Source organism: Rubrivirga sp. SAORIC476, from assembly GCF_002283555.1.
Classification (GTDB): domain Bacteria; phylum Bacteroidota; class Rhodothermia; order Rhodothermales; family Rubricoccaceae; genus Rubrivirga.
In genome coordinates this window covers 491,629-511,740 of the sequence record NZ_MVOI01000006.1, presented here as the reverse complement: position 1 = coordinate 511,740, position 20,112 = coordinate 491,629, and the positions used below count along the sequence as shown (strand labels likewise).

The window sequence follows — 20,112 nt, the reverse complement described above, 5'->3', positions numbered from 1 at the left end:
TAGACCCTCGCGGATGGAGGATCGCCGAAGCCTCCGGGAGGAACAGCCTCATCCTCGCTCGCCGACGCTCCCCCCTCTCGATGCCTACGGCTCCTCGTCCTCGGCGTTCGTCGTGGGCGCGGCGCGCTGGATGAAGTAGCCCACGCGGCTCGGCTGGAGCGTCACGTCGCGGATGTCGAGGTCCTCCGGGACGCGTGCCGAGACCGGCACCTGTCCGTCGGTGGCCGTCGTGTCGCGGGCGATGTCGAAGAAGTCCACCACGGCACGGAAGTCGTCCGACTCGGTCGCCCGGTCGTAGGTGTCCCCCTCCAGCGGCGCCGAGAACACGGCACGGACGGTGGGAGGGTCGAACCGGACGCCCAGGATGCCCGGCGGCATGTTCTCGATCTGCACGTCGAGGTCGCGCCCGCCCTCGGTGAACTGCCCCACGTCCACGCGGACGCGCGTCGCGCGCACCGAGGTCGAGAGCAGGCCGCTGAACGTGTCGGACAGCGCCACGATGCGCATCATGTCACTCTCGACGCCCTCGGCGAACAGGACCTCGGTCGGCCAGCTGTCGAGCGTCCCGAGCAGCGACTGGGCACCGGTGACCGTCACCGAGTCGGGCGAGAGGCGCGGCGCGCGGAGCAGGTCGTACCCGACGCGCGTCTCGATCCGCTGGCGCAGGCGGATGGGCAGCCGCCGGTTGGTCTGCGTGTCGAGGGCCAGTTCGATGATCTGCGGCTGGACCGCCTGCACCTCCACGCCCGCCGGGAGGCCGATCTCCTGAAGCGCCGCCGCGAGGTCCACCCGCCCCGACTCGGCGACGACGCGGAGGACCGGCGTCCGGCGGGTCAGCGAGAGGAGCGTCCAGCCGTCGCCGCGGAGGGTCACGGTGGCGGAGGGGGGCGGGCGCTCGCGGAGCGACGTGCCGGACGGCGTCTGCACGATCTCGACCGGCATCCGCATCGTCACGGGGTACTCCTCGCGCATGCTGAAGCTGAACCACATCACGAGCGCGACCACCAGCGAGAGCAGCATCGCCAGCCCGCGCTGCCCGGGGGCCTCGTCGAGGTTGTCCCCGACCTCGCTGGAGGGGAGGAGCGCACGAAGCCGGTCGCGGACCGCCGTCAGGGTGCCGCGGGGCGGCGATACACTCATCGGTCGCTCTCCCGGAGGAAGGCGACGAGTTCGTCCTTGGTGGCCTTCGAGATGACGCGGCCCTGGAAGCTCTCGTCGTCGCGGTCACGGGCGAGCTGGCGCAGGTCCCGGACCGTCTGGTCGTCGTAGTCGTCGTCCGTCTCGGTCGGCTGCCCGCCCGAGCCGGGGGCGCTCGCCGGGGCGGACCCGAAGAGCGACAACAGGCCGTCGGCCGGGCGGGGGATCACGAGCACGCCCGCCACCTTGCCGACGCGTGCCGCCGCCGCCGCGCCCGCGTCGACGGCCGCCTGCACGGCCGCCGTCTCGCCGGTGACCACGTGCGTGATCATGGCCGGCACCGTCCGCTGCTGGCGGAGGAGGCGGACATCGGCGGCCTTCAGCATGGCGTCGACCGCCTCGATGGCGGCCACCAGCCCGTGCGTTTCCAGCAGGCCGAGCGCCTCCCCTTCGGGGACGGCGCCTCCCGGTGCAGGCGTCGGGACGGCCATCGGGTTACGCGCTCGGGAGGATCGCCTCGACCTCCGTGTGCGGGCGCGGGATCACGTGCACCGACACGAGCTCGCCGACGCGCTCGGCGGCGGCAGCACCGGCGTCCGTAGCGGCCTTGACCGCGCCGACGTCGCCGCGGACCATCACGGTGACGAAGCCGCCGCCGATCTGCTCCTTTCCGATCAGGTTGACGCGGGCGGCCTTCACCATGGCGTCGGCCGCCTCGATGGCGCCGACGAGGCCTCGCGTCTCGACCATTCCGAGCGCGGCGCCGATGTCTCCGTTGGGCATGGGATCTCTGTGTTGAATGTGGGGGGCGGCGCTCCGAGGCGCCGGGCCGACAATCTACGACGGTCGCCCCGCCGTCACGTCGCGTCCGGTGGGCCGGGCGGAGGGTCCGCCTCGGGGGTGCTCCCGGCCTGCTCCCGACGGCGCACCAGCGAGACCGCTCGCGCCAGGTCGTCGCGCCGGTACACCCCGACGACGAACAGCCCCGGCACGTAGAGGGCCGCGAGCACCACGCGGAGCCCGAAGCGAGGCTCGAAGGCCCAGTCGGCCGACGGCTGGGCAAACAGGAACAGTCCGCCGACGAGCGCGCTCACCCAGACCAGCGCCATCCACGGGTAGGCGACCGGCGTCGAGGCCTGCCCCATCCGCGCGGTCACGATGGCGAGTGTGGCGTAGGCGGCCAGCGTCGCCACGGCCGCACCGGCGATGCCCATCGACGGGATGAGGAGCAGGTTCAGGAGCAGGTTCAGGAGGGCCGCGCCACCCACTGAAACCGCCACAGCGCGCGTCCGCCCGGCGACGTAGAGCACGTTCACGACGACGTAGTACAGCCCGTAGAACGCGAACCCGCCCGCGATCAGCAGCACGACCGCCTCGGTGCCGATGAAGTCCGGGTCGTCGGTGAGCACGCGGCTGACGTCGGCCACGAACAGGCCGAGGCCGAGGGTGACCCACCCGGCGAGCGCCGCGAAGTGGCGAAACGACTGGCGGTGGAGGTCCGGCGAGCCGCTCTCGTCGAGCGCCTTCATGCCCAGCACCGTGAACGCCAGCACGAAGCTCTGCACCAGGAACGTGTTCACGACGCCGCCGAAGCGCGCTGCCCACTCGTAGACCGCCGCCGCCTCGGGCCCCTTCATCGCCAGCAGCACGAACCGGTCGCCGATGTTGAGGAAGCGCGACGCGAAGCCGGACGCGATCAGCGGCAGCCCAAACGCCAGCATCCGCCCGACCAGGCTCGCGTCCACCCGCCGCTCGACCCGCAGCCACAGCATCGGCGTCACCACGAAGGCGATGGTCGCCGCGGACACCGCGTAGCCCTTCATCACGCCCGTCAGCCCCTCCCCGCGGATCAGGAAGAACACTACGGCGGCCACCAGCAGGAGCGACTCGACGACGCCGATCAGCACGAACGCGCCGGCCTTTTCGCGCTGCCGGAGCACCGTATACGACACGTCGGAGACCGTCTTGAAGCCCACGAAGACGGCCAGCCAGCGGATGGCGTCCGCACGGGCGGCGGTGCCGAACAGCGCCTCCGAGGCGAGCGGCGCCAGCCCCCACCCGGCGGCCATCGTCAGCCCCCCCGCCACGAGGGCCACGCCCAGCGCCGTCGCCGGGACGGCCGCCCGCTCGGCCTCGGTCAACTGCGGCGACGACGCGAACCGCAGGATGCCCAGCGGCAGCCCGACGCCCGCCACCAGCAGCACGAACATCTTGGCGGCGTCGAGCGCACCGAGGTAGCCGAAGTCGGCCTTCGGCAGGATGTCCGGGTCGCCGTAGTAGGCCAGCAGGATGAAGCCCGTCAGCTTCGAGGTGACGCTGGCGACGGCGTAGATGCTGCTCTGCTTGAAGAGGCGGCGCAGCACGCTCAGGCCCCGGCGGCGGCGATCCGGTCGGCGAGGGCCTCGGCCACCAGCACGCCCGCCTCCATGGCGTCGGCCCGCATCCGCTCGACGCCGTCGAACAGCGCCGCCCGCGCGGCGGGCAGTTCGGACACCACAGTGCCGAGGCGGGCGCTCAGCGTCTCGGGCGTGATCGTCTCGATGTCCTCGACCCAGTGCGGCAGGCCGAGCCCGCCGAGCAGCTCGGCCGTCTTGAACTCGTAGGCGATGCCGAGCACGGGCGTCCCGGCGGCGAGCGCCAGGATGGCGGCGTGCATGCGCGTCGCGATCACCAGGTCTGCCTCGGCGTAGGCGTCGAGCACCTCGGCCGGGTGGTGCGCGGCGCGGTCCACATCAACCTTCGCCCGCACGTCGTCGGGCAGGAGCGCCACGATGTCGAGCGCCACCGCCGAGTCGTCGTAGCGGTACTTCGGGCGGCCCTGACAGGTCGAGAGGAAGCGGACGCGGGCGCCGTGCTCGCGGACGAGCCGGGTCGCGGCCTCGGCGACCGACGCGCGGTACCGCGCCATGCCCTCCTCGGCGTCGGTCGTCACGAAGTGCGGCCAGTCGCGGACGGATATGGCGACGGTCGGGGTCTCCGGCCAGACTCGATCCTTCGCAGCGGCCAGCCGCTCGGCGTCGGCGAGCGCGAAGGCGGCGTCGGCGCGGACGACCGTGTTCGTGGCGGGCGCGATCTCGCGGACCGACGCCTGGCTCTCCTCCCCTCGCAGCATCATCAGCCGGGAGCCCTCGAAGATGCGCTGGAGCGTCTCCTTCGGCATCGTGTCGAACGGCCCGACGGACTGCGTGAACAGGACGTACGGCTGGCCGAGCGCCTGCAGGATGTCGAACTCCAGGTACCGCAGCCCGAGCCAGTAGGCGGGCACGAAGTACGTCCCCCCCGTGCTCACCACCAGGTCCGCCTCGGCGATGGTTCGGAACGAGTCCGGCCCCTCGGACCCGGCGAGCGCCAGCGCCCGGTCCCGCTTTCCGGCCCGCCAGGCGCGGGCGGCAGCGAGGAGCCGGGGGCGCATCGTCAGCCAGCGCAGGATGCGACGCGCGCGCGCCGGGATGCCCTTCGCGATCTGCGGCCACGCGACGCTCGACAGGCCCGTCCGGATGTCGAACGCGGGATAGGCCTCGCGTGCGACCTCCGGCTGGGTCTCGAAGATGGTGATCTCGCACGGCGGCAGCGCCGCGCGCAGCGCGCGTTCCAGGCCGAGGTAGATGGCAGCGTCGCCCCCGTTGCCGAGCGTCACGTTGATGACGGCGACGCGGAGCGGGGCTGGAGTGGGAGTCGGCATGCGGCGAAGCTACCGGGCATCGGGACGTGCGATGCTCGCAGGAAATGGGAAATGGAAGCGGGGAAATGGCAGAGGGCCCCGGCAAGGGTGCCCGCCTACGCGTCTCCGCTCGCTGTGCCCGACGACCGGGCCGCGCGCACCACGCCCACCGCCGCGCCCGCGCCGGTCGCGAGCCCCTTCAGCGCCCCGTGCAGCGCCCCCGGCCGCACGACGGCCAGCGGCAGCCGCAGGAGTCCGGTCCCGGCCTGCTTGGCGGCCTTGAGCGCGCTGAACCCCGCCTTCCGCCCGCGCCCCCCGCCGACGTAGCGCCACGCCTGCCGCCCGTTGACGAACGCGCGCCGCGCCACGTAGCGCGGCGTCTGCTTCCACGCGGGCTCCAGGTGGTCAACGCCCATCGCGGGCGCGTGCCACGTCGCGTTGCCGAACCAGTCCACCAGCCGCCCGGCCAGCTCGGTCTCTTCCCCCAGCCCCAGCGTCCCCGCGATCATGCCGAGGCGGCCGTCGAAGCCCCCCACCGCCTCCAGCGCCGACCGTCGGACGCCGAGGTTGCCCCCCGAGAAGCCCTCCCGCGCCGCCGCGTCCGAGAGCGGCCCTTCCGGACCGAACGTCCGCCGCACCGAGGCGGGGTCGAACCACGCGGGCGGCGGCGCCTCGAAACGCGGCTCGATGGGTCCGCCGATGAGCACCACGCCCTCCCGAGCGATGGCACCGCGGAGCGCGTCGAGCCAGCCGGGCCACACGAACGCGTCGTCGTCCAGGTAGAGCAGCCACTCCGCCGCGGAGGCCGCCAGGGCACGGTTGCGGGCGTGGCTGAGGCCGGGCCTCGGTTCCGTGACGGAGCGAAAGGCGGGCCAGTCGGCGAACCGGGAGGCCACCTCCGGCGTCGCGTCCGAGGAGCCGTTGTCGACCAGCAGCACCTCGACGGCGTCCGGCGCCTCACCGACCGTGGCGCGGAGGTGGGTCAGCGTCTCAGCCAGGATCCGCGCGCGGTCGCGCGTGCAGATGGCGATGGTGACGGCCGGCGTCATCGGACGGGCCGGTCGGGCAGAGCACGGATCACGTCGGCGAGGCGCCGGGTCTGGGCGCGGCGCGTGTACGGCGCGACCGCCTCCCAGGGCGCTCCGGCCACCGGCGTGCCGGCGGCCCAGGCGTCGTAGTGGCGGACGAGCGCCGCCGCGACTCCGTCGGCGTCGTCGCGCGCGAGCAGCGTCCCGCCGCCGGTCTCCTCCAGCAGCGCCGCCGCGTCCCCGCCGACCGGCCCGAGGGCGAGCGTCGGCCGCCCCGAGGCGAGGTACTCGTAGAGCTTGCCCGTGATCATGCCCGCGTCGGCCGAGAATCGCTCGATGGAGAGCAGGAGCAGCGCCGCCCGTGCCTGCTCGCGGACCGCCTCGGCGTGGTCGACGTACGGCTCGACCTCCACCGGCACGCCGGTCGCCTCGGCCGCCTCGCGGACCGCCGCGTCGGTCTTGCCGACCAGCCGGATCACCAGCGACGGCACCCGCCCCTCGGCGTGCAGAGCGGCCACCGCCTCCCAGAGCGCCGCCGGGTCGCGCGTCGCGTAGAGGCTGCCGACGTGCGTCAGCACGAACGCGTCCTCGCGCACAGCCACGCCCTCAGCGTCCCCGAGGTCGGCCTCGTCGACCCCGTTGTGGACGACCTCGACGGAACCGCGCCGGATGCCGCCCCGGTTTTCGAGGTGCCGCGCCCAGGTCGGGCTGACCGTGGTGACGGCGTCGGCGCCGCGCAGGACGCGGCGCTCCAGCCACGCGTCGAGGCGCCGCGCCGGGGCCGACATCGGGAGGTCGTCGTAGAAGTTGATCGCCGTCCAGGGGTCGCGGAAGTCGGCCACCCAGGGCACGCCCATCCGCTGGAGGCGGCGCCCGACGAGGTGCACCGAGTGCGGCGGCCCCGACGTGACGACGGCGGCGAAGGGCATGTGCGCCCGGAATGCCTTCCCCACGCGTCGGCGCCCGGCGAGCTTCGCGAACGGCACCCAGCCCACACGGGCGTCGGGCAGGAACAGGTTGGCGCGTACCCACAGGGCTGCCCGCGACAGTCGGCCCCCTTGCGACACCGCGCCGGTCGGGACGCTGTCGGCGCCGGTCAGGCGCGCGTAGAGCGTAAACGGGTCCGGCGCCTTCGTGCGGATCACCTCGACGCCCTCGGGCACGTCGGCGGCCAGGCTGGCGTCGCGGCTGGGGAAGGCGCCGTCCTCGACCGTCAGCACGACCGGCTCGAAGCCCGCGTCGCGGAGGTACTTGACCGTCTTCAGCGTCCGCTGCACGCCCGGCCCGCCCGCCGGCGGGAAGTAGTACGTGACGACGAGGACGCGGGGGAGGGCCAGAAGACCGGGGGACTGGGGACCGACAAGATGCCCCGTTCACGCCGCGAGGACTACGAGGCATCCGGGAACTTCGCCCCGGTGCCCCACCCCTCACCGCATCCGCTTCCGCCGGTTGCGGGCGTAGTCCTCGAACAGGAAGCCGCCCAACTCGTCCAGCCCGGCGTAGTACGCCCGACCGTGGTTCACCTCGGTCAGCTGGCGGACGAAGTCCTGCAGGTAGGGGTCGCGCGCGATCATAAACGTTGAGATCGTGATGCCCTCGCGACGGCAGATGGCGCCCTCGTCCAGCACCTTGTTGATGATCTTGCGGTCGAGGCCGTAGGCGTTGCGGTACATCCGCCCGTTCTCGATGTGGCACGACGGCTTGCCGTCGGTGATCATGAAGATCTGCTTGTTGCGGTTCTTGCGGCGGCGCAGGATGTCGCGCGCCCGCTGCAGCCCCGCCCGCGTGTTGGTGTGGTACGGCCCGACCTGGAGGTACGGCAGGTCTTTCATCTCCACCTCCCAGGCCTCGTTGCCGAACGCCACGATGTCGAGCGTGTCCTTGGGATACCGCGTCGTGATGAGCTCGGCCAGCGCGAGCGCCGTCTTGCGGGCAGGCGTGATGCGGTCCTCGCCGTAGAGCACCATCGAATGGCTCAGGTCGATCATCAGGACCGTAGCGACCGACGTGTGGTGATCGGTCTCGAACACCTGGAAGTCGTCCTGCTCCAGGCTGAACTCGCCGATGCCGCCGCGTCGGAAGGCGTTCGAGAGCGTGCCGGTCACGTCGAGGTCGTGGACGTCGTCGCCGAAGCTGTAGGGGCGGGTCTCGGGCTGACGCTCGGAGCCCGCGCCGGAGAAGGGCGTCTTGTGGTTGCCCCGGCCGGCCTTGTGGAGGTCCTTGAAGATCTCCTCCAGCGACCGCTCCCGGAGGCCGCGCTCGGCCTTCGCGGTGATCGCGACCACGCCCGTCTCGTCGTCGCGGGCGATGTAGCCCTGGTTCTTGAGCTCCTCGATGAAGTCGCCCAGGCCCATGCCCTCGTCGGTGATGTCGTACTCCTTGTCGATGGCGGTCAGCCAGGAGAGGGCCTCCCCGGCGTCGCCGCCGGTGTGGAGGAGGAGTTGCTGAAAGAGGTCGAGGAGCGTGTCGAACGTCGAGCGCGTGGTGCCGTGGCGCTCGGCGTCCCACGCGGCATACCGGAATCGCATGGCGACGGGGGCTGGGGGGACCGGTGCCATCGGCGGGGCACCTGGGGGGGCTCCCACGAGGAACGCGTGGCGGCGTTCCGGTCGTCCCCACCCTGCAGCTTTCAGTCAAAACTGAAACAAAGGACTCGCCCCGTCCTTCCATAGGGAACCTCCCTACATGTATCCTCTAGACTGGGCGGCAGAACACCCGCAGTTTCCTCCCTCTTCGTTCCCCCAGGCGTCACCGCCACGTCGTTTCCATCATGACCCACCGCATCTTCCTCGTCGAGGACCACCCGATCACGCGGGAGGGCCTCCGTTCTCTCATCCGGTCGGCCCCCGATCTCGAAGTCGTCGGCGAGGCCTCGTCCGGGCCGGACGCGATCAACCTGATCGGCTCGGCGAAGCCGGACCTCGTCTTGGCGGACATCTCCATCGACGGCTCCGACGGCATCGAGCTGACGAAGCAGCTCAAGTCGATCGAGCCGGACCTCAAGGTGCTCATCGTCTCGGCCTACCCGGAGCGGGTCTACGCCGAGCGGGCCGTCCGCGCGGGCGCCCTCGGGTACGTCGCCAAGCAGGAGGCCTCGGGCGTGCTGCTGGACGCCATCCGGACGGTCCTCGACGGCCGCCTCCACCTCTCGGACGAGGTCCGCGACCGCGTCGTGGGCAGCTACCTCGCCGCCGGCTCGCCCTCAGACTCGGCGGTGTCGGACCTGACGGACCGCGAACTGGAGGTCTTCCGCTACTTCGGCCAGGGCCTGACCACGTCACAGGTGGCCGAGGCCATGATGCTCTCGCCGAAGACCGTCGAGACGCACCGCGTCCACATCAAGCAGAAGCTGGGCCTCTCGACGACCAACGAGTTCGTGCAGCGCGCGACCCTCTGGACGGCGCAGAACGAGGTCTAGCCCGCCCGCCTCGGTGGCGCCGTGGGCACACCGAGGCGGGCCGGACCGGCTCAGTCGGGCAGGTCGAAGGCGGCCTTGACGGCCTCGTAGTCGCGCACGTCGATCCGAGCGCCGGAGCCATTGACGTAGAACAGCTCGTCCGGAATCACGACGAGGCGAAGATCGATGTCGCTGGATCCGCCCAGTTGACGCTGCGGCGCGATGAAGTCGAACAGATCGCGCGGGTCGGACGAGAAGTCGGTGTACGGGGCCGAGGAGACGATGTCGAAGTAGAGGTCCTGGTTGTCGAACGAGTACTCGTAGGAGGCTGTGTACCCGACCACCGGAATCGTCGAGCCCTCTCCCTGGTCATCGAGGACGATCTCCTCGAACGAACGCGACAGCGGAAGCGCCGCCCACGTGACGTTCCCGGAGGCGCCCTCAACCGGGGACACCAGTTCCACGTCGATGTAAAGCATCACCAAGGCGCCATCCCCGGCCGTCTGCAGGGCGTCGCCGAGGTCACCGCGCGTGACCGCGGCATCGCGGGCATCGAAGGTGGCCGTTTTGAGATCGTTCCCCGCGATGTAGTCCTGGGAGTCGAAGTTGAAGTCGACCACGAAGACGTCGAGGGCGGTGTCCTCGGTGGTGTCGCAGGCGCCGAGCGCGAGGACGGCCCCGAGGGCGAGGGTGAGCGAGAGGGCGGAGCGAAGGCGAAGCATGGGAGCGGGGGGAAGGGAGAGCGATGAAGAGGCCGCCGACGGTCGGCGACAGGTAACGGAGAGGCCTGAACGCACGACGCCCGCCGGGTGGGGCGGGCGTCGGACGAAAACCAGGCGGAGGCGGTCCAGGCTCAGGCGGTGGCGCGGCGCGCGGCGGCATAGAGCGACGCCACGAGGGCGATCTTGGTCAGGTCCCACGGCACGAACCGCAGCCAGCCGTTCACGGCCGCGTCGGCCCACGCCATCCCCGCCACGAGGTGGAGCCCGACGATGCCGCAGGAGAACAGCACCACGGACCCGGCAGCGAGCGCGAGGAGCGTCCGCCCCACGCCCCGGTTGGCCTCGGTGAGGCGCCCGGCCAGAAACGCGACGAGCGGGAACGCGAACAGGTAGCCCGCAGACGCGCCCAGCAGGTGCCCGAGGCCGGTGCCGCCGCCCGCGTACATCGGCAGTACGAGGCCGAGCGCGAGGTAGAGGAGCATCGCCAGTGCGCCGGTGCGCCAGCCGAGGAACAGCCCAGCGCCGTAGACGGCCAGCGTCTGGAGCGTCAGCGGGACCTCCCAGAGGTAGATCCGCAGTTCGAACTGGGCCAGCAGGCCCGTCAGCAGCGCGGTGCCGACGACGAGGGCGGCCTGGAGGGCGAGCGGCGCGTCGGCGGCGCGGAGGCGGTCGACGGAGGCGGCGGACGGGGGGGCGAGGGTGAGGGCCATGGGCGTGCGAGAGAGGGGCCGCAAAGATACAGGGGACGATGGACGGCACGATGCGTCACCGTGCGGACGCCCGGCATGGGCCATCGTCCGCTTCCGCCGCCCCGGCACCGAGGTGGACCCCGAGAGAGGACGAGGGCCGCCCGTAGCTTCCGGCCTCCCCCCTCCCCGACCGATGACCGACTCTGCCCACGACCACGTCTCTGCCACGCTCGACGGCGGCGTGCTGCACCTCGTCCTCGACCGGCCCGAGAAGAAGAACGCCCTCACGCGGGCCATGTACGCCCGCCTGGCGGACAGCCTGGAGGAGGCCGTCACCGACGGCGCCGTCCGCGTCGTCGTGCTGAGTGGGCGCGGGGGCGTGTTCACCGGCGGCAACGACCTCGCCGACTTCATGATGGACCCGCCGACCGGGCCGGACAGCCCGGTCTTCCGGTTCCTCCATGCCGCGGCCACGTTCCCGAAGCCGCTCGTGGCCGCCGTGGAGGGCCCAGCCATCGGCATCGGGACGACGATCCTGCTCCACTGCGACCTCGCCTATGCCGGGGCGAGCGCGATGCTGAAGATGCCGTTCGTGGACCTGGGCCTGGTGCCCGAGGCGGCGTCGAGCCTGCTGCTGCCGCGGCTGGCCGGACGCGTCCGCGCGGCCGAGATGCTGCTCTTCGGAGAGGCGATCCCGGCGGAGACCGCGCGCGAGGTCGGACTGCTCAACGCCGTCGTCGAGGACCCCGTCGCGCATGCGCTGGCGCGGGCCGCGTTGCTGGCCGCGAAGCCGCCCGCGGCGGTCCGCCTGACGAAGGCGCTGCTGGCCCACGACACCGCCGAGGCGGTCGGGGACGCCATCGCGCGGGAGGGCGCGCTGTTCGTCGAGCGCCTCGGCTCGCCGGAAGCCGCGGAGGCGTTCTCAGCCTTCTTCGAGAAACGCGCGCCGGACTTCTCCTCGTTCGAGTAGGCCCCGGTCTCGCAGGTCGGGTGGGACACCGGAGTCTCCGAGCGCTCCTACTGGGGCCAGTACGCGCCGGTCGTCTTGCCGTGCTCGGTCTCATCGTCGAACTGCCGGTGGGCTGCGTTGACCTCCACGCCGAGCCGTTCCAGCCGCGCCCGCGCCTCCGACACCGCAGCGTCGCACGAGGAGCGGTACAGCCCGGCGACCGCCTTGTAGGCCGTCTCGGCCCAGCCGACCGCGATCACGCGGTGCTGATGCTCGTGGGCGGCGAGCGCGCGTCGGAACCGCCCCCAGCCGGCCTGGAGCGCGGGGTCCACGTCGGCGGCGGGCATCCACTCGGGCAGCGTCACCACCACGTCGAGCGAGACCCGGGTGTCCTCGATGATGCAGCCCCCTGAGATGGCGCGGGGCTCGTAGCGCACGTCCAGGTCGGTCTGCGTCAGGCCGAAGAAGATGTCCTCCCCTTCGCGAGGTCCATTCTGGACGAGCGAGCGGAGGATGGCCTCGGCCGACTGCCCGGTGACCGCGTACGTCTGGTACGTCACCTGCTCTTGCACCGCCGACTGGCTGGGGTCGGCCGCGGACGGCTCCGCGAGGGGGACGCTCCCCGGCGGCGGCGGAACGGCCAGCACGCTGCGCGTCGAGTCCGAAGCGGCTGCGCCGAGTACGGGCGCCAGAGGCCCCTGCGTGAGGGCCCAGAACGATCCCGCCCCGAGAGCGGAAAGGACGAGGGCAAAGAAAAGGAGGCGCATCGGACGGTGGAGTCCGGCAGAGTATCGGCCGATCGTCCACCGCCTTCAATGCCCGGGTTCCACCTCCCGGTACTGTCGCGTTTTAGAGTCGGGGCAGGTCGCGGACCGTCCGGGGGTGGTCGACGGCACCCGTGTGGGCCGTCGAGGCAGGCTCGAACAGGACCACCTCGGCCGTCGGCTCGGCGACCGGTCGATGCTCGACACCGCGCGGCACGACCAGGATCTCGCCCGGTCCGAGCACGGCATCGGGCGCGTCGCGGAACTCGATCCGCAGGCGCCCGGAGACGACCCAGAACAGCTCGTCCTCGTCGGCGTGGTCGTGCCACACGAAGGCGCCCTCCAGCTTCGCCAGCTTGACCTGCTGACCGTTCAGTTCGGCGATCACGTGCGGTGTCCAGGTCGCGTCGAACCGGGTCAGCGTGTCGGCGAGGTTGATCGGGGTCATCGCAGCGCGAGCGTGCCCACCCCCGGGAGCGGGGCGGGCAGGGTGGGTCAGGCAGCCTCGGAGACCGGCGTGGGATCGTAGGCCAGCGCCGGCCCGAGCCAGCGCTCGACCTCGGGGACCGGCATCTCCTTACGCGCCGCGTAGTCCTCGATCTGGTCGCGCGTCAGCAGGCCGACGTTGAAGTAGCTCGCCTCGGGGTGGGCGAGGTAGACCCCGCAGACCGTCGCGGGGGGCGTCATGGCGAGGTGCTCGGTGAGCCCGGCGCCGGTGTGGTGCGGCGCGTCGAGGATCTCGAACAGCGTCACCTTCTCCGTGTGGTCGGGCTGGGCCGGGTAGCCGGGTGCGGGACGGATGCCGCGGTAGCGCTCGCGGACCAGGTCCTCGGTGCTGAGGTCTTCGTCGGGCGCGTACCCCCAGGCGTCGCGGCGGACGTGGGCGTGGAGCCACTCGGCGGCGGCCTCGGCGAGCCGATCGGCCAGCGACTGAGCCAGGATGGCGCGGAAGTCGTCGCCCGCGTCGCGCGCCTCGGCGGCGAGGACTTCGGCGCCGTGGACGGTGACCACGAACGCACCGACGTGGTCGCCCTCGGGGGCGACGAGGTCGGCGAGGGCGCGGTTGGGCTTGCCGGGCGTCTTCTGCGCCTGCTGACGCAGGGTGTGCAGCGTGACCTCGGCGCCCTCCAGGTCGAGGCGGATGTCGTCGGCGCCGTCGCGGCGAGCCGGGAAGAGGCCGAAGACGGCCTTCGGCTGGAAGAGGCCGTCGCGCTCGATCTCGTCGAGCAGGTCCTGGGCGTCGGCGAAGAGCTTGCGCGCCGTCTCGCCCTTGTCGGGGTCGTCGAGGATCTGCGGATAGCTGCCGCGCAGCTCCCAGGCGGTAAAGAACGGGCCCCAGTCGATCCACGGACGCAGGTCGGCGACGGTCACCTCGGGCGCCTCGACGCCCAGGCGGGCGGGCGCGGGCAGGTCGTCGAAGGCCAGTTCCTGCGCGTTGGCGCGGGCGTCGGCCAGCGAGAGGAACGTCTGGGTCCGCTGGCGAGCCGCGTAGCGCTCACGGACGACCGCGTACTCGTCGGCGACCCCCTGCACGAAGGCGTCGCGCTGGTCGTCGGAGACGAGCGAGGAGACGGCCGGGACCGACTTCGACGCGTCGAGCACGTGGACGGCCGGGCCGCTGTAGTGCGGAGCCACCTTGACGGCCGTGTGGAGCTTCGAGGTGGTCGCGCCACCGATCAGCAGCGGCAGCTTGAGCCCGGCGCGCTCCATCTCCCGGGCCACGTGCACCATCTCGTCCAGCGAGGGCGTGATGAGGCCGCTCAGCCCGATGGCATCCACCTCGTGCTCCCTGGCGGCATCCAGGATGCGCTGCGCCGGGACCATCACGCCGAGGTCGATCACGTCGTAGCCGTTGCAGCCGAGCACCACGCCGACGATGTTCTTGCCGATGTCGTGCACGTCGCCCTTGACGGTCGCCATGAGCACCTTGGTCCGCGCCTGAATCTCGCCGCCGGCGGCCTGCTCGGCCTCGATGTAGGGCGTCAGCACGGCGACGGCGCGCTTCATCACGCGGGCGCTCTTGACCACCTGCGGCAGAAACATCTTGCCCGCCCCGAACAGGTCGCCGACGCGGTTCATGCCGTCCATCAGCGGCCCCTCGATCACCTCCAGCGGGCGCGCGTACTGTTGCCGCGCCTCCTCGGTGTCGGCGTCGATGAAGTCGGTGATGCCCTTGACGAGCGCGTACGCCAGGCGCTCCTCGACCGGCGTCTCGCGCCAGGCAGCGGCCTTCGCTTCCTGCGCCGCGTCCGGCACGCGGAAGCTGTCGGCGAGGTCCACCAGCCGCTCGGTCGCGTCGTCGCGACGGTCGAACAGCACGTCCTCGACGGCCTCCAGCAGCACCGGGTCGAGGTCGTCGTAGACTGCCAGCTGGCCGGCGTTGACGATCCCCATGTCCATCCCCGCCTGGACGGCGTGGTAGAGGAACGCCGAGTGCATCGCCTCGCGAACGGGCTCGTTGCCGCGGAACGAGAAGCTCAGGTTCGAGACGCCGCCCGAGATCCGCGCGCCCGGCAGGTTCGCCTTGATCCACCGCACCGCTTCGATGAAGTCGATCGCGTAGCGCCGGTGCTCCTCCAGGCCCGTCGCGACGGCGAAGATGTTGGGGTCGAAGATGATGTCCTCGGCCGGGACGCCGACCTCGTCGACCAGAATCCGGTAGGCCCGCTGGCAGACCTCGATGCGCCGGTCGAGCGTGTCCGCCTGGCCGTCCTCGTCGAACGCCATCACGATGACGGCGGCGCCGTAGTCGCGGGCGCGCTCGGCCTGGGCGCGGAAGGCGTCCTCGCCCTCCTTCATCGAGATCGAGTTGACGACCGGCTTGCCCGGGATGCATTTGAGGCCCGCCTCGATCACGTCCCACTTGGACGAGTCGACGACGACGGGCACGCGGGCGATGTCGGGCTCGGCCATCGCCAGCAGCAGGAAGCGCTCCATGGCCGCCTCGCTGTCGAGCAGCCCCTCGTCCATGTTGACGTCGATCATCTGCGCGCCCGCCTCGACCTGCTGGGCGGCGACCGACAGCGCCTCGTCGTAGTTGTCCGAGAGGACCAACCGGGCGAATCGCTTCGAGCCCGTCACGTTCGTCCGCTCGCCGATGTTGACGAAGTTGGTCTCGGGGCGGAGCGTGAGCGTCTCCAGCCCGGCCGTGCGGAGCGTCGAGGTGGGCGTGCTCGGAACGCGCGGCGCCATCCCCGCGACGGCCTTGGCGATGGAGCGGATGTGCTCGGGCGTCGTCCCGCAGCAGCCGCCGACGAAGTTGAGCAGCCCCGCCTCGGCGTAGCTCCGGGCCTGCTCGGCCATGAACGCCGGGCCCTCGTCGTAGGCGCCGAGTTCGTTGGGCAGGCCCGCGTTCGGGTAGAGGCTCGTGTAGGCGGGCGTCACCTCGGACAGCTCCTCGATGAACGGCCGCATCTGGGCGCTCCCGAGCGCACAGTTGAGCCCGAACGAGAGCAGCTCCGGCGCGTGCGCCAGCGACGTGTGGAACGCCTCGACGGTCTGCCCCACCAGTGTCCGCCCCGACTGGTCGACGATGGTGCCGGAGATCATGACCGGCGGGAGCGAGCCGGTCGCGCGCCGGTGCTCGCGCAGCGCGACGAGGGCGGCCTTGGCGTTGAGCGTGTCGAAGATGGTCTCGACCAGCAGCAGGTCCGCCCCGCCGTCCACCAGCCCGCGGATCTGCTCGGCGTAGGCGTCCTTGACCTGGTCGAAGGTGACGGCACGGAAGCCGGGGTCCTCGACGTCCGGCGAGAGCGACAGCGTCCGATTCATCGGGCCGATGGAGCCCGCCACGAAGCGCGGCTTGCGGGCCGTCCCGACGGCCTCGCAGGCCTCCCGGGCCACGCGCGCCGCCGCGACGTTCAGCTCGTAGGCCAGGTCCTCCATCTCGTAGTCCGCGAGCGAGATGGCCTGCGCGTTGAACGAGTTGGTCGTGACGATGTCCGCGCCGACCTCCAGGTACTGGCGGTGGATGTCGCGGATGGCGTCCGGCTGGGTGAGCACCAGCAGGTCGTTGGCGCCTGCGAGCGAGGTCGGCCAGTCGGCGAAGCGGTCGCCGCGGATGTCGGCCTCGGTGAGCCCGGCGGCCTGGATCATCGTGCCCATGGCCCCGTCGAGGACGAGGATGCGGCGGTCGAGGATCGAGCGGAACGTGTCGAGGGTGCTCACGGGAACGGGGGGCGTGCGGAATCAGGGTCGGCCGGGACGGCCGATGCCCGAAGGTCCAGACTCTCGGGGGATATCGGGGGTGAAAAACAGGCGTCCTCCGGGGCGGAGGATTCGCCGAGGCGAGCGGTCTCTCACCCGAGAGACCCGCCGGAACCCTCCACGTCGAGCCCATGGCAGCGCCGAGGCAGGCCGCCCGGCCGCAGGCTGCGAGCGCCCTGCCCTCACCTCCGAGACCCTCACGCAGCGCAGGCGCCCCCGCCGTGTCGGCCCTCCGCCCCATGCCGTGGCATGTCACGCGGAGATGCGCATGGTGGGCCCGGCAGGATTTGAACCTGCAACCGTCCGGTTATGAGCCGGCTGCACTAACCGTTGTGCTACGAGCCCGGAGCCGCAAACTACAGGCAGCCGCGCCCGCCTCGGGCGGACGGCGGGCACTGTGACGAGACCGAGGGATCACGTCTTCGGATGACGTTCGGCATAGCGGTAGGCGGTGTACGCCGCGATCACGTGTGCGACCCAGCCGAAGAAGCCGCCCGTGCCGATCCAGAAGCCGGGCGTGACGATCAGCCAGAAGAGGCCGCGCAAGAAGGTGCCGTTGTAGATCTGGCCGACGCCGGGAACGATGAGGCTGAGGACGGCGGCAGTACCGGGGGCGTTCATGGGTCCGGGGAAAGGGGGCTCGTGTACGCGCCCTGGACCGGACCGGGTTGCGTCGCCCCCTTCTGGGACCTCCCGGGGCGCACCGAGGCGGATCTCCGGAAGCGCTTCTGTAAAGAATGCGTCGCCACACGACCTCGGCCCCGGAGAAGGCGTAGGTTTTGGATCGCCTCAATAACTACGGCAAACGCCCTCCACGTGGACAAAATCGACACCATCGACGCTCAGATCCTGGACCTCCTCCAGCGCGACGGGCGCATCAAGCGCAAGGACATCGCGGAGGCGGTCGGCCTCTCGATCCCGTCCGTCTCCGACCGCATGCGCAAGCTCGACGCCCGCGGCGTGCTCACGGGCTTCCACGGGACGGTCAACGCGAAGCGGCTCGGGCACGACGTGATGGCGTTCGTGTTCGTCCAGTCGACCGGCAGCGACCACTACGCCGAGTTCATCGAGACGGTCTCGGCGCTGGACGAGGTCCAGGAGCTGCACTCCGTCACCGGCGACGGCTCGCACGTGCTCAAGGTGCGCGTGCGGACGACGACGGCGCTGGAGCGCCTGCTGGCCAAGGTCCAGGCCGTGCCCGGCGTCCGCGGCACGCGGACGAGCCTCGTGCTGACGACCCACAAGGAGACTGCCTATCTCACCGCCGAGCCGATGGTTCTGTCCTCGCTCGACGACTAGCCCCCGGCCTCGGCACCGAGGCCACCCGATTCCCCCGTCACCCTCCCTGCCTCCATGCCCACCCTCACCAACGGTCACGCGATGGTCCAGGACGTCGAGAAGACGTTCGGCCAGAACACGTTCGGCCTGTCCGAGATGAAGTCGCGCCTGCCGAAGGCCGTCTTCAAGAAGCTCACCGCCACCATCGACAAGGGCGAGCCCTTCGACGAAACCGTCGCCGACGCGGTGGCGCTGGCGATGAAGGAGTGGGCCGTCGAGCGCGGCGCGACCCACTACACGCACTGGTTCCAGCCGCTCACCGGACGGACGGCCGAGAAGCACGACTCGTTCATCACGCCCAACGCGGGCGGCGGCGCGGTCGCCGAGTTCTCGGGCAAGAGCCTCGTCCAGGGCGAGCCCGACGCGTCCTCGTTCCCGGGTGGCGGCCTGCGCGCGACGTTCGAGGCACGCGGCTACACGGCCTACGACCCGACCAGCCCGGCCTTCCTGGTCGAGCACAACGGCTCGGCGACGCTTTGCATCCCGACGGCCTTCGCGTCGTGGACGGGTGAGGCGCTGGACCACAAGATCCCGCTGCTGCGCAGCATGAACGCGCTCGACACGCAGGCCAGCCGCGCGCTCGACCTGCTGGGCGAGCCCGTCGGGCGCGTCTACGCGACGTGCGGCGCGGAGCAGGAGTACTTCCTGATCGACGAGGCCTTCTTCGAGGAGCGCCCCGACCTGCTGGTGGCCGGGCGGACGCTCGTCGGCGCGGCGCCGCCGCGCGGGCAGGAGTTCGACGACCACTACTTCGGGTCCATCCCGGAGCGGATCATGGCGTACATGAACGCGGTCGAGGCCGAGCTGTACTCCCTCGGCGTGCCGGTCGCGACGCGCCACAACGAGGTGGCGCCGGGCCAGTACGAGTTCGCGCCCATCTTCGAGAACGCCAACGTCGCCGCGGACCATCAGCAGGTGATGATGATGGTGCTGCAGCGGGTCGCGAAGCGGTTCGGGCTGGCGTGCCTGCTCCACGAGAAGCCGTTCGCGGGCATCAACGGGTCGGGCAAGCACGTGAACTGGTCGATGTCGACGAGCACGGGCGAGAACCTCCTGGACCCGGGCGACACGCCGCACTCGAACCTGCGCTTCCTGTTCTTCTGCACGGCGGTGGTGCAGGCGGTGCACACGCACCAGGATCTGCTGCGGGCGTCGATCGCGACGGCGGCCAACGACCACCGGCTCGGGGCCAACGAGGCGCCGCCGGCCATCTTGTCGATCTTCCTCGGCGACCAGCTCTCGGACGTGTTCGAGCAGATCACGGCGACGGGCACGGCGACCGAGTCGAAGCAGTCGGGCTTCCTGGGGCTCGGTAGCCCGGTGCTGCCGACGCTGCCGCGCCACGCGGGCGACCGCAACCGGACGAGCCCGTTCGCCTTTACGGGCAACAAGTTCGAGTTCCGCGCGGTCGGATCGAGCCAGTCGGTGTCGTTCCCGCTGACGGTGCTCAACACGATCGTGGCGGAGGCCATCGACGACCTGGCGACGAAGCTGGACGCGAAGCTGGGCAAGCGGCCGTCCAAGAAGGCGCTGGAGGCGGCGGTCCGCGAGGTGATCACGGACTCGATCCGCGAGCACACGAAGGTGGTGTTCAACGGCGACGGCTACTCGGACGCGTGGCACAAGGAGGCGGTCGAGGAGCGCGGGCTGCTGAACCTGAAGACGACGCCGGACGCGCTGGCGACGCTGACGGACGCCAAGAACGTGGCGGTCTTCGAGGCCTACGACGTGCTGACGGAGGCGGAGCTGGAGAGCCGCAAGGACATCCTCTCGGAGCAGTACGCGCTGACGCTGAACGTGGAGGCCGCGACGACGGAGTCGATGGCGAAGACGATGGTGCTCCCGGCGGCGCTCCGCTACCTGGCGGAGATCGGCGAGGGCGCGGAGTCGGCGGAGGACCTGGGGCTCGACACGTCGGGCGCGAAGGCCCTCGCGGAGGGTGTGGTGACGCAGGTCAACGCGCTCCAGAAGGCGCTCGGCACGCTCGCGAAGGCGCGCGCGGCGGCCCACAAGGCGGCCGACGAGTCGATGGCGATGAAGGACAAGGTGATCCCGGCGCTGACGAAGGTGCGGGCGGCGTGCGACGCGCTGGAGAAGGAGGTCCCGGCGGACCTCTGGCCGCTGCCGACGTACCGGGACATGCTGTTCACGGGCAAGTAGGGCACGGGCAAGTAGGGCACGGGCAAGTAGGGACGGATCGCATCCGCGCCCGCTGTGCCTC

Annotated in this window: 18 protein-coding genes and 1 tRNA gene; 4 read left to right on the top strand and 15 right to left on the bottom strand. The window is 71.4% G+C overall.

What is annotated here, in order from left to right; translation table 11 throughout:
- Positions 1 to 84: 84 nt before the first annotated feature.
- The 8 genes from B1759_RS13795 to B1759_RS13760 form a co-directional block, all read right to left on the bottom strand.
- A complete protein-coding gene (locus B1759_RS13795) occupies positions 85 to 1,140 on the bottom strand; it encodes a hypothetical protein (RefSeq protein WP_095515643.1) in 1,056 nt (351 codons plus the stop codon).
- Positions 1,137 to 1,628 carry a BMC domain-containing protein gene (locus B1759_RS20485; protein WP_095515642.1) on the bottom strand — a complete coding sequence of 164 codons (492 nt, stop codon included), beginning with the start codon at positions 1,626 to 1,628 and terminating at the stop codon, positions 1,137 to 1,139. The genes B1759_RS13795 and B1759_RS20485 overlap by 4 nt, the downstream gene beginning before the upstream one ends.
- Before the next feature lie 4 nt (positions 1,629 to 1,632).
- A complete protein-coding gene (gene eutM / locus B1759_RS13785) occupies positions 1,633 to 1,920 on the bottom strand; it encodes an ethanolamine utilization microcompartment protein EutM (protein WP_095515641.1) in 288 nt (95 codons plus the stop codon).
- Positions 1,921 to 1,994: 74 nt separating this feature from the next.
- A complete protein-coding gene (locus tag B1759_RS13780) occupies positions 1,995 to 3,500 on the bottom strand; it encodes a lipopolysaccharide biosynthesis protein (RefSeq protein WP_095515640.1) in 1,506 nt (501 codons plus the stop codon).
- A 2-nt stretch (positions 3,501 to 3,502) separates the two neighbouring features.
- On the bottom strand, positions 3,503 to 4,819 hold the full coding sequence (locus B1759_RS13775) for a polysaccharide pyruvyl transferase family protein (protein WP_095515639.1): 1,317 nt from the start codon (positions 4,817 to 4,819) through the stop codon (positions 3,503 to 3,505).
- Between the two features lie 95 nt (positions 4,820 to 4,914).
- Positions 4,915 to 5,847, bottom strand: a complete 933-nt coding sequence (locus B1759_RS13770) for a glycosyltransferase family 2 protein (RefSeq protein WP_095515638.1) — start codon at positions 5,845 to 5,847, stop codon at positions 4,915 to 4,917.
- Positions 5,844 to 7,103 (bottom strand): glycosyltransferase, encoded by a 1,260-nt coding sequence (locus B1759_RS13765; RefSeq protein ID WP_198948885.1) that lies wholly within the window; start codon positions 7,101 to 7,103, stop codon positions 5,844 to 5,846. Before B1759_RS13765 ends, B1759_RS13770 begins: the two co-directional genes overlap by 4 nt.
- A gap of 150 nt (positions 7,104 to 7,253) precedes the next feature.
- The gene (locus B1759_RS13760; protein WP_095515636.1) at positions 7,254 to 8,354 is read right to left on the bottom strand and encodes a VWA domain-containing protein; all 1,101 of its coding nucleotides are present in this window, start codon (positions 8,352 to 8,354) and stop codon (positions 7,254 to 7,256) included.
- A gap of 242 nt (positions 8,355 to 8,596) precedes the next feature.
- Between B1759_RS13760 and B1759_RS13755 the strand changes: the two genes are divergently transcribed.
- The gene (locus B1759_RS13755; RefSeq protein ID WP_095515635.1) at positions 8,597 to 9,244 is read left to right on the top strand and encodes a response regulator transcription factor; all 648 of its coding nucleotides are present in this window, start codon (positions 8,597 to 8,599) and stop codon (positions 9,242 to 9,244) included.
- Between the two features lie 50 nt (positions 9,245 to 9,294).
- On the opposite strand, the gene B1759_RS19765 is transcribed toward B1759_RS13755, so the two are convergent.
- Together B1759_RS19765 and B1759_RS13745 are read right to left on the bottom strand one after the other, a co-directional pair.
- Positions 9,295 to 9,945 carry a hypothetical protein gene (locus tag B1759_RS19765; RefSeq protein ID WP_095515634.1) on the bottom strand — a complete coding sequence of 217 codons (651 nt, stop codon included), beginning with the start codon at positions 9,943 to 9,945 and terminating at the stop codon, positions 9,295 to 9,297.
- 131 nt (positions 9,946 to 10,076) lie between these two features.
- Positions 10,077 to 10,655, bottom strand: coding sequence for a biotin transporter BioY (locus tag B1759_RS13745; protein ID WP_143537391.1), 579 nt, complete (start codon positions 10,653 to 10,655; stop codon positions 10,077 to 10,079).
- A 172-nt stretch (positions 10,656 to 10,827) separates the two neighbouring features.
- Here B1759_RS13745 and B1759_RS13740 point away from each other — a divergent pair, with 172 nt between their 5' ends.
- Entirely contained in the window at positions 10,828 to 11,604 is a 777-nt protein-coding gene (locus B1759_RS13740) for an enoyl-CoA hydratase (protein WP_095515632.1), read from the top strand.
- A 47-nt stretch (positions 11,605 to 11,651) separates the two neighbouring features.
- Here B1759_RS13740 and B1759_RS13735 read toward each other — a convergent pair whose 3' ends face one another.
- From B1759_RS13735 to B1759_RS13715, 5 genes are all read right to left on the bottom strand, one after another.
- Complete coding sequence (locus B1759_RS13735; RefSeq protein WP_095515631.1) at positions 11,652 to 12,350, bottom strand: DUF922 domain-containing protein; 699 nt, start codon at positions 12,348 to 12,350, stop codon at positions 11,652 to 11,654.
- Positions 12,351 to 12,432: 82 nt separating this feature from the next.
- A complete protein-coding gene (locus B1759_RS13730) occupies positions 12,433 to 12,795 on the bottom strand; it encodes a cupin domain-containing protein (RefSeq protein ID WP_095515630.1) in 363 nt (120 codons plus the stop codon).
- A 47-nt stretch (positions 12,796 to 12,842) separates the two neighbouring features.
- On the bottom strand, positions 12,843 to 16,514 hold the full coding sequence (gene metH, locus B1759_RS13725) for a methionine synthase (RefSeq protein WP_095515629.1): 3,672 nt from the start codon (positions 16,512 to 16,514) through the stop codon (positions 12,843 to 12,845).
- A gap of 308 nt (positions 16,515 to 16,822) precedes the next feature.
- A tRNA-Ile gene (locus B1759_RS13720) sits at positions 16,823 to 16,898 on the bottom strand.
- A gap of 69 nt (positions 16,899 to 16,967) precedes the next feature.
- Positions 16,968 to 17,174, bottom strand: coding sequence for a DUF5683 domain-containing protein (locus B1759_RS13715; RefSeq protein ID WP_095515628.1), 207 nt, complete (start codon positions 17,172 to 17,174; stop codon positions 16,968 to 16,970).
- A gap of 195 nt (positions 17,175 to 17,369) precedes the next feature.
- On the opposite strand from B1759_RS13715, the gene B1759_RS13710 reads away from it, so the two are divergent.
- Entirely contained in the window at positions 17,370 to 17,852 is a 483-nt protein-coding gene (locus tag B1759_RS13710) for an Lrp/AsnC family transcriptional regulator (RefSeq protein WP_095515627.1), read from the top strand.
- Between the two features lie 54 nt (positions 17,853 to 17,906).
- On the top strand, positions 17,907 to 20,051 hold the full coding sequence (locus B1759_RS13705; RefSeq protein WP_095515626.1) for a glutamine synthetase III: 2,145 nt from the start codon (positions 17,907 to 17,909) through the stop codon (positions 20,049 to 20,051).
- Positions 20,052 to 20,112: the final 61 nt, after the last annotated feature.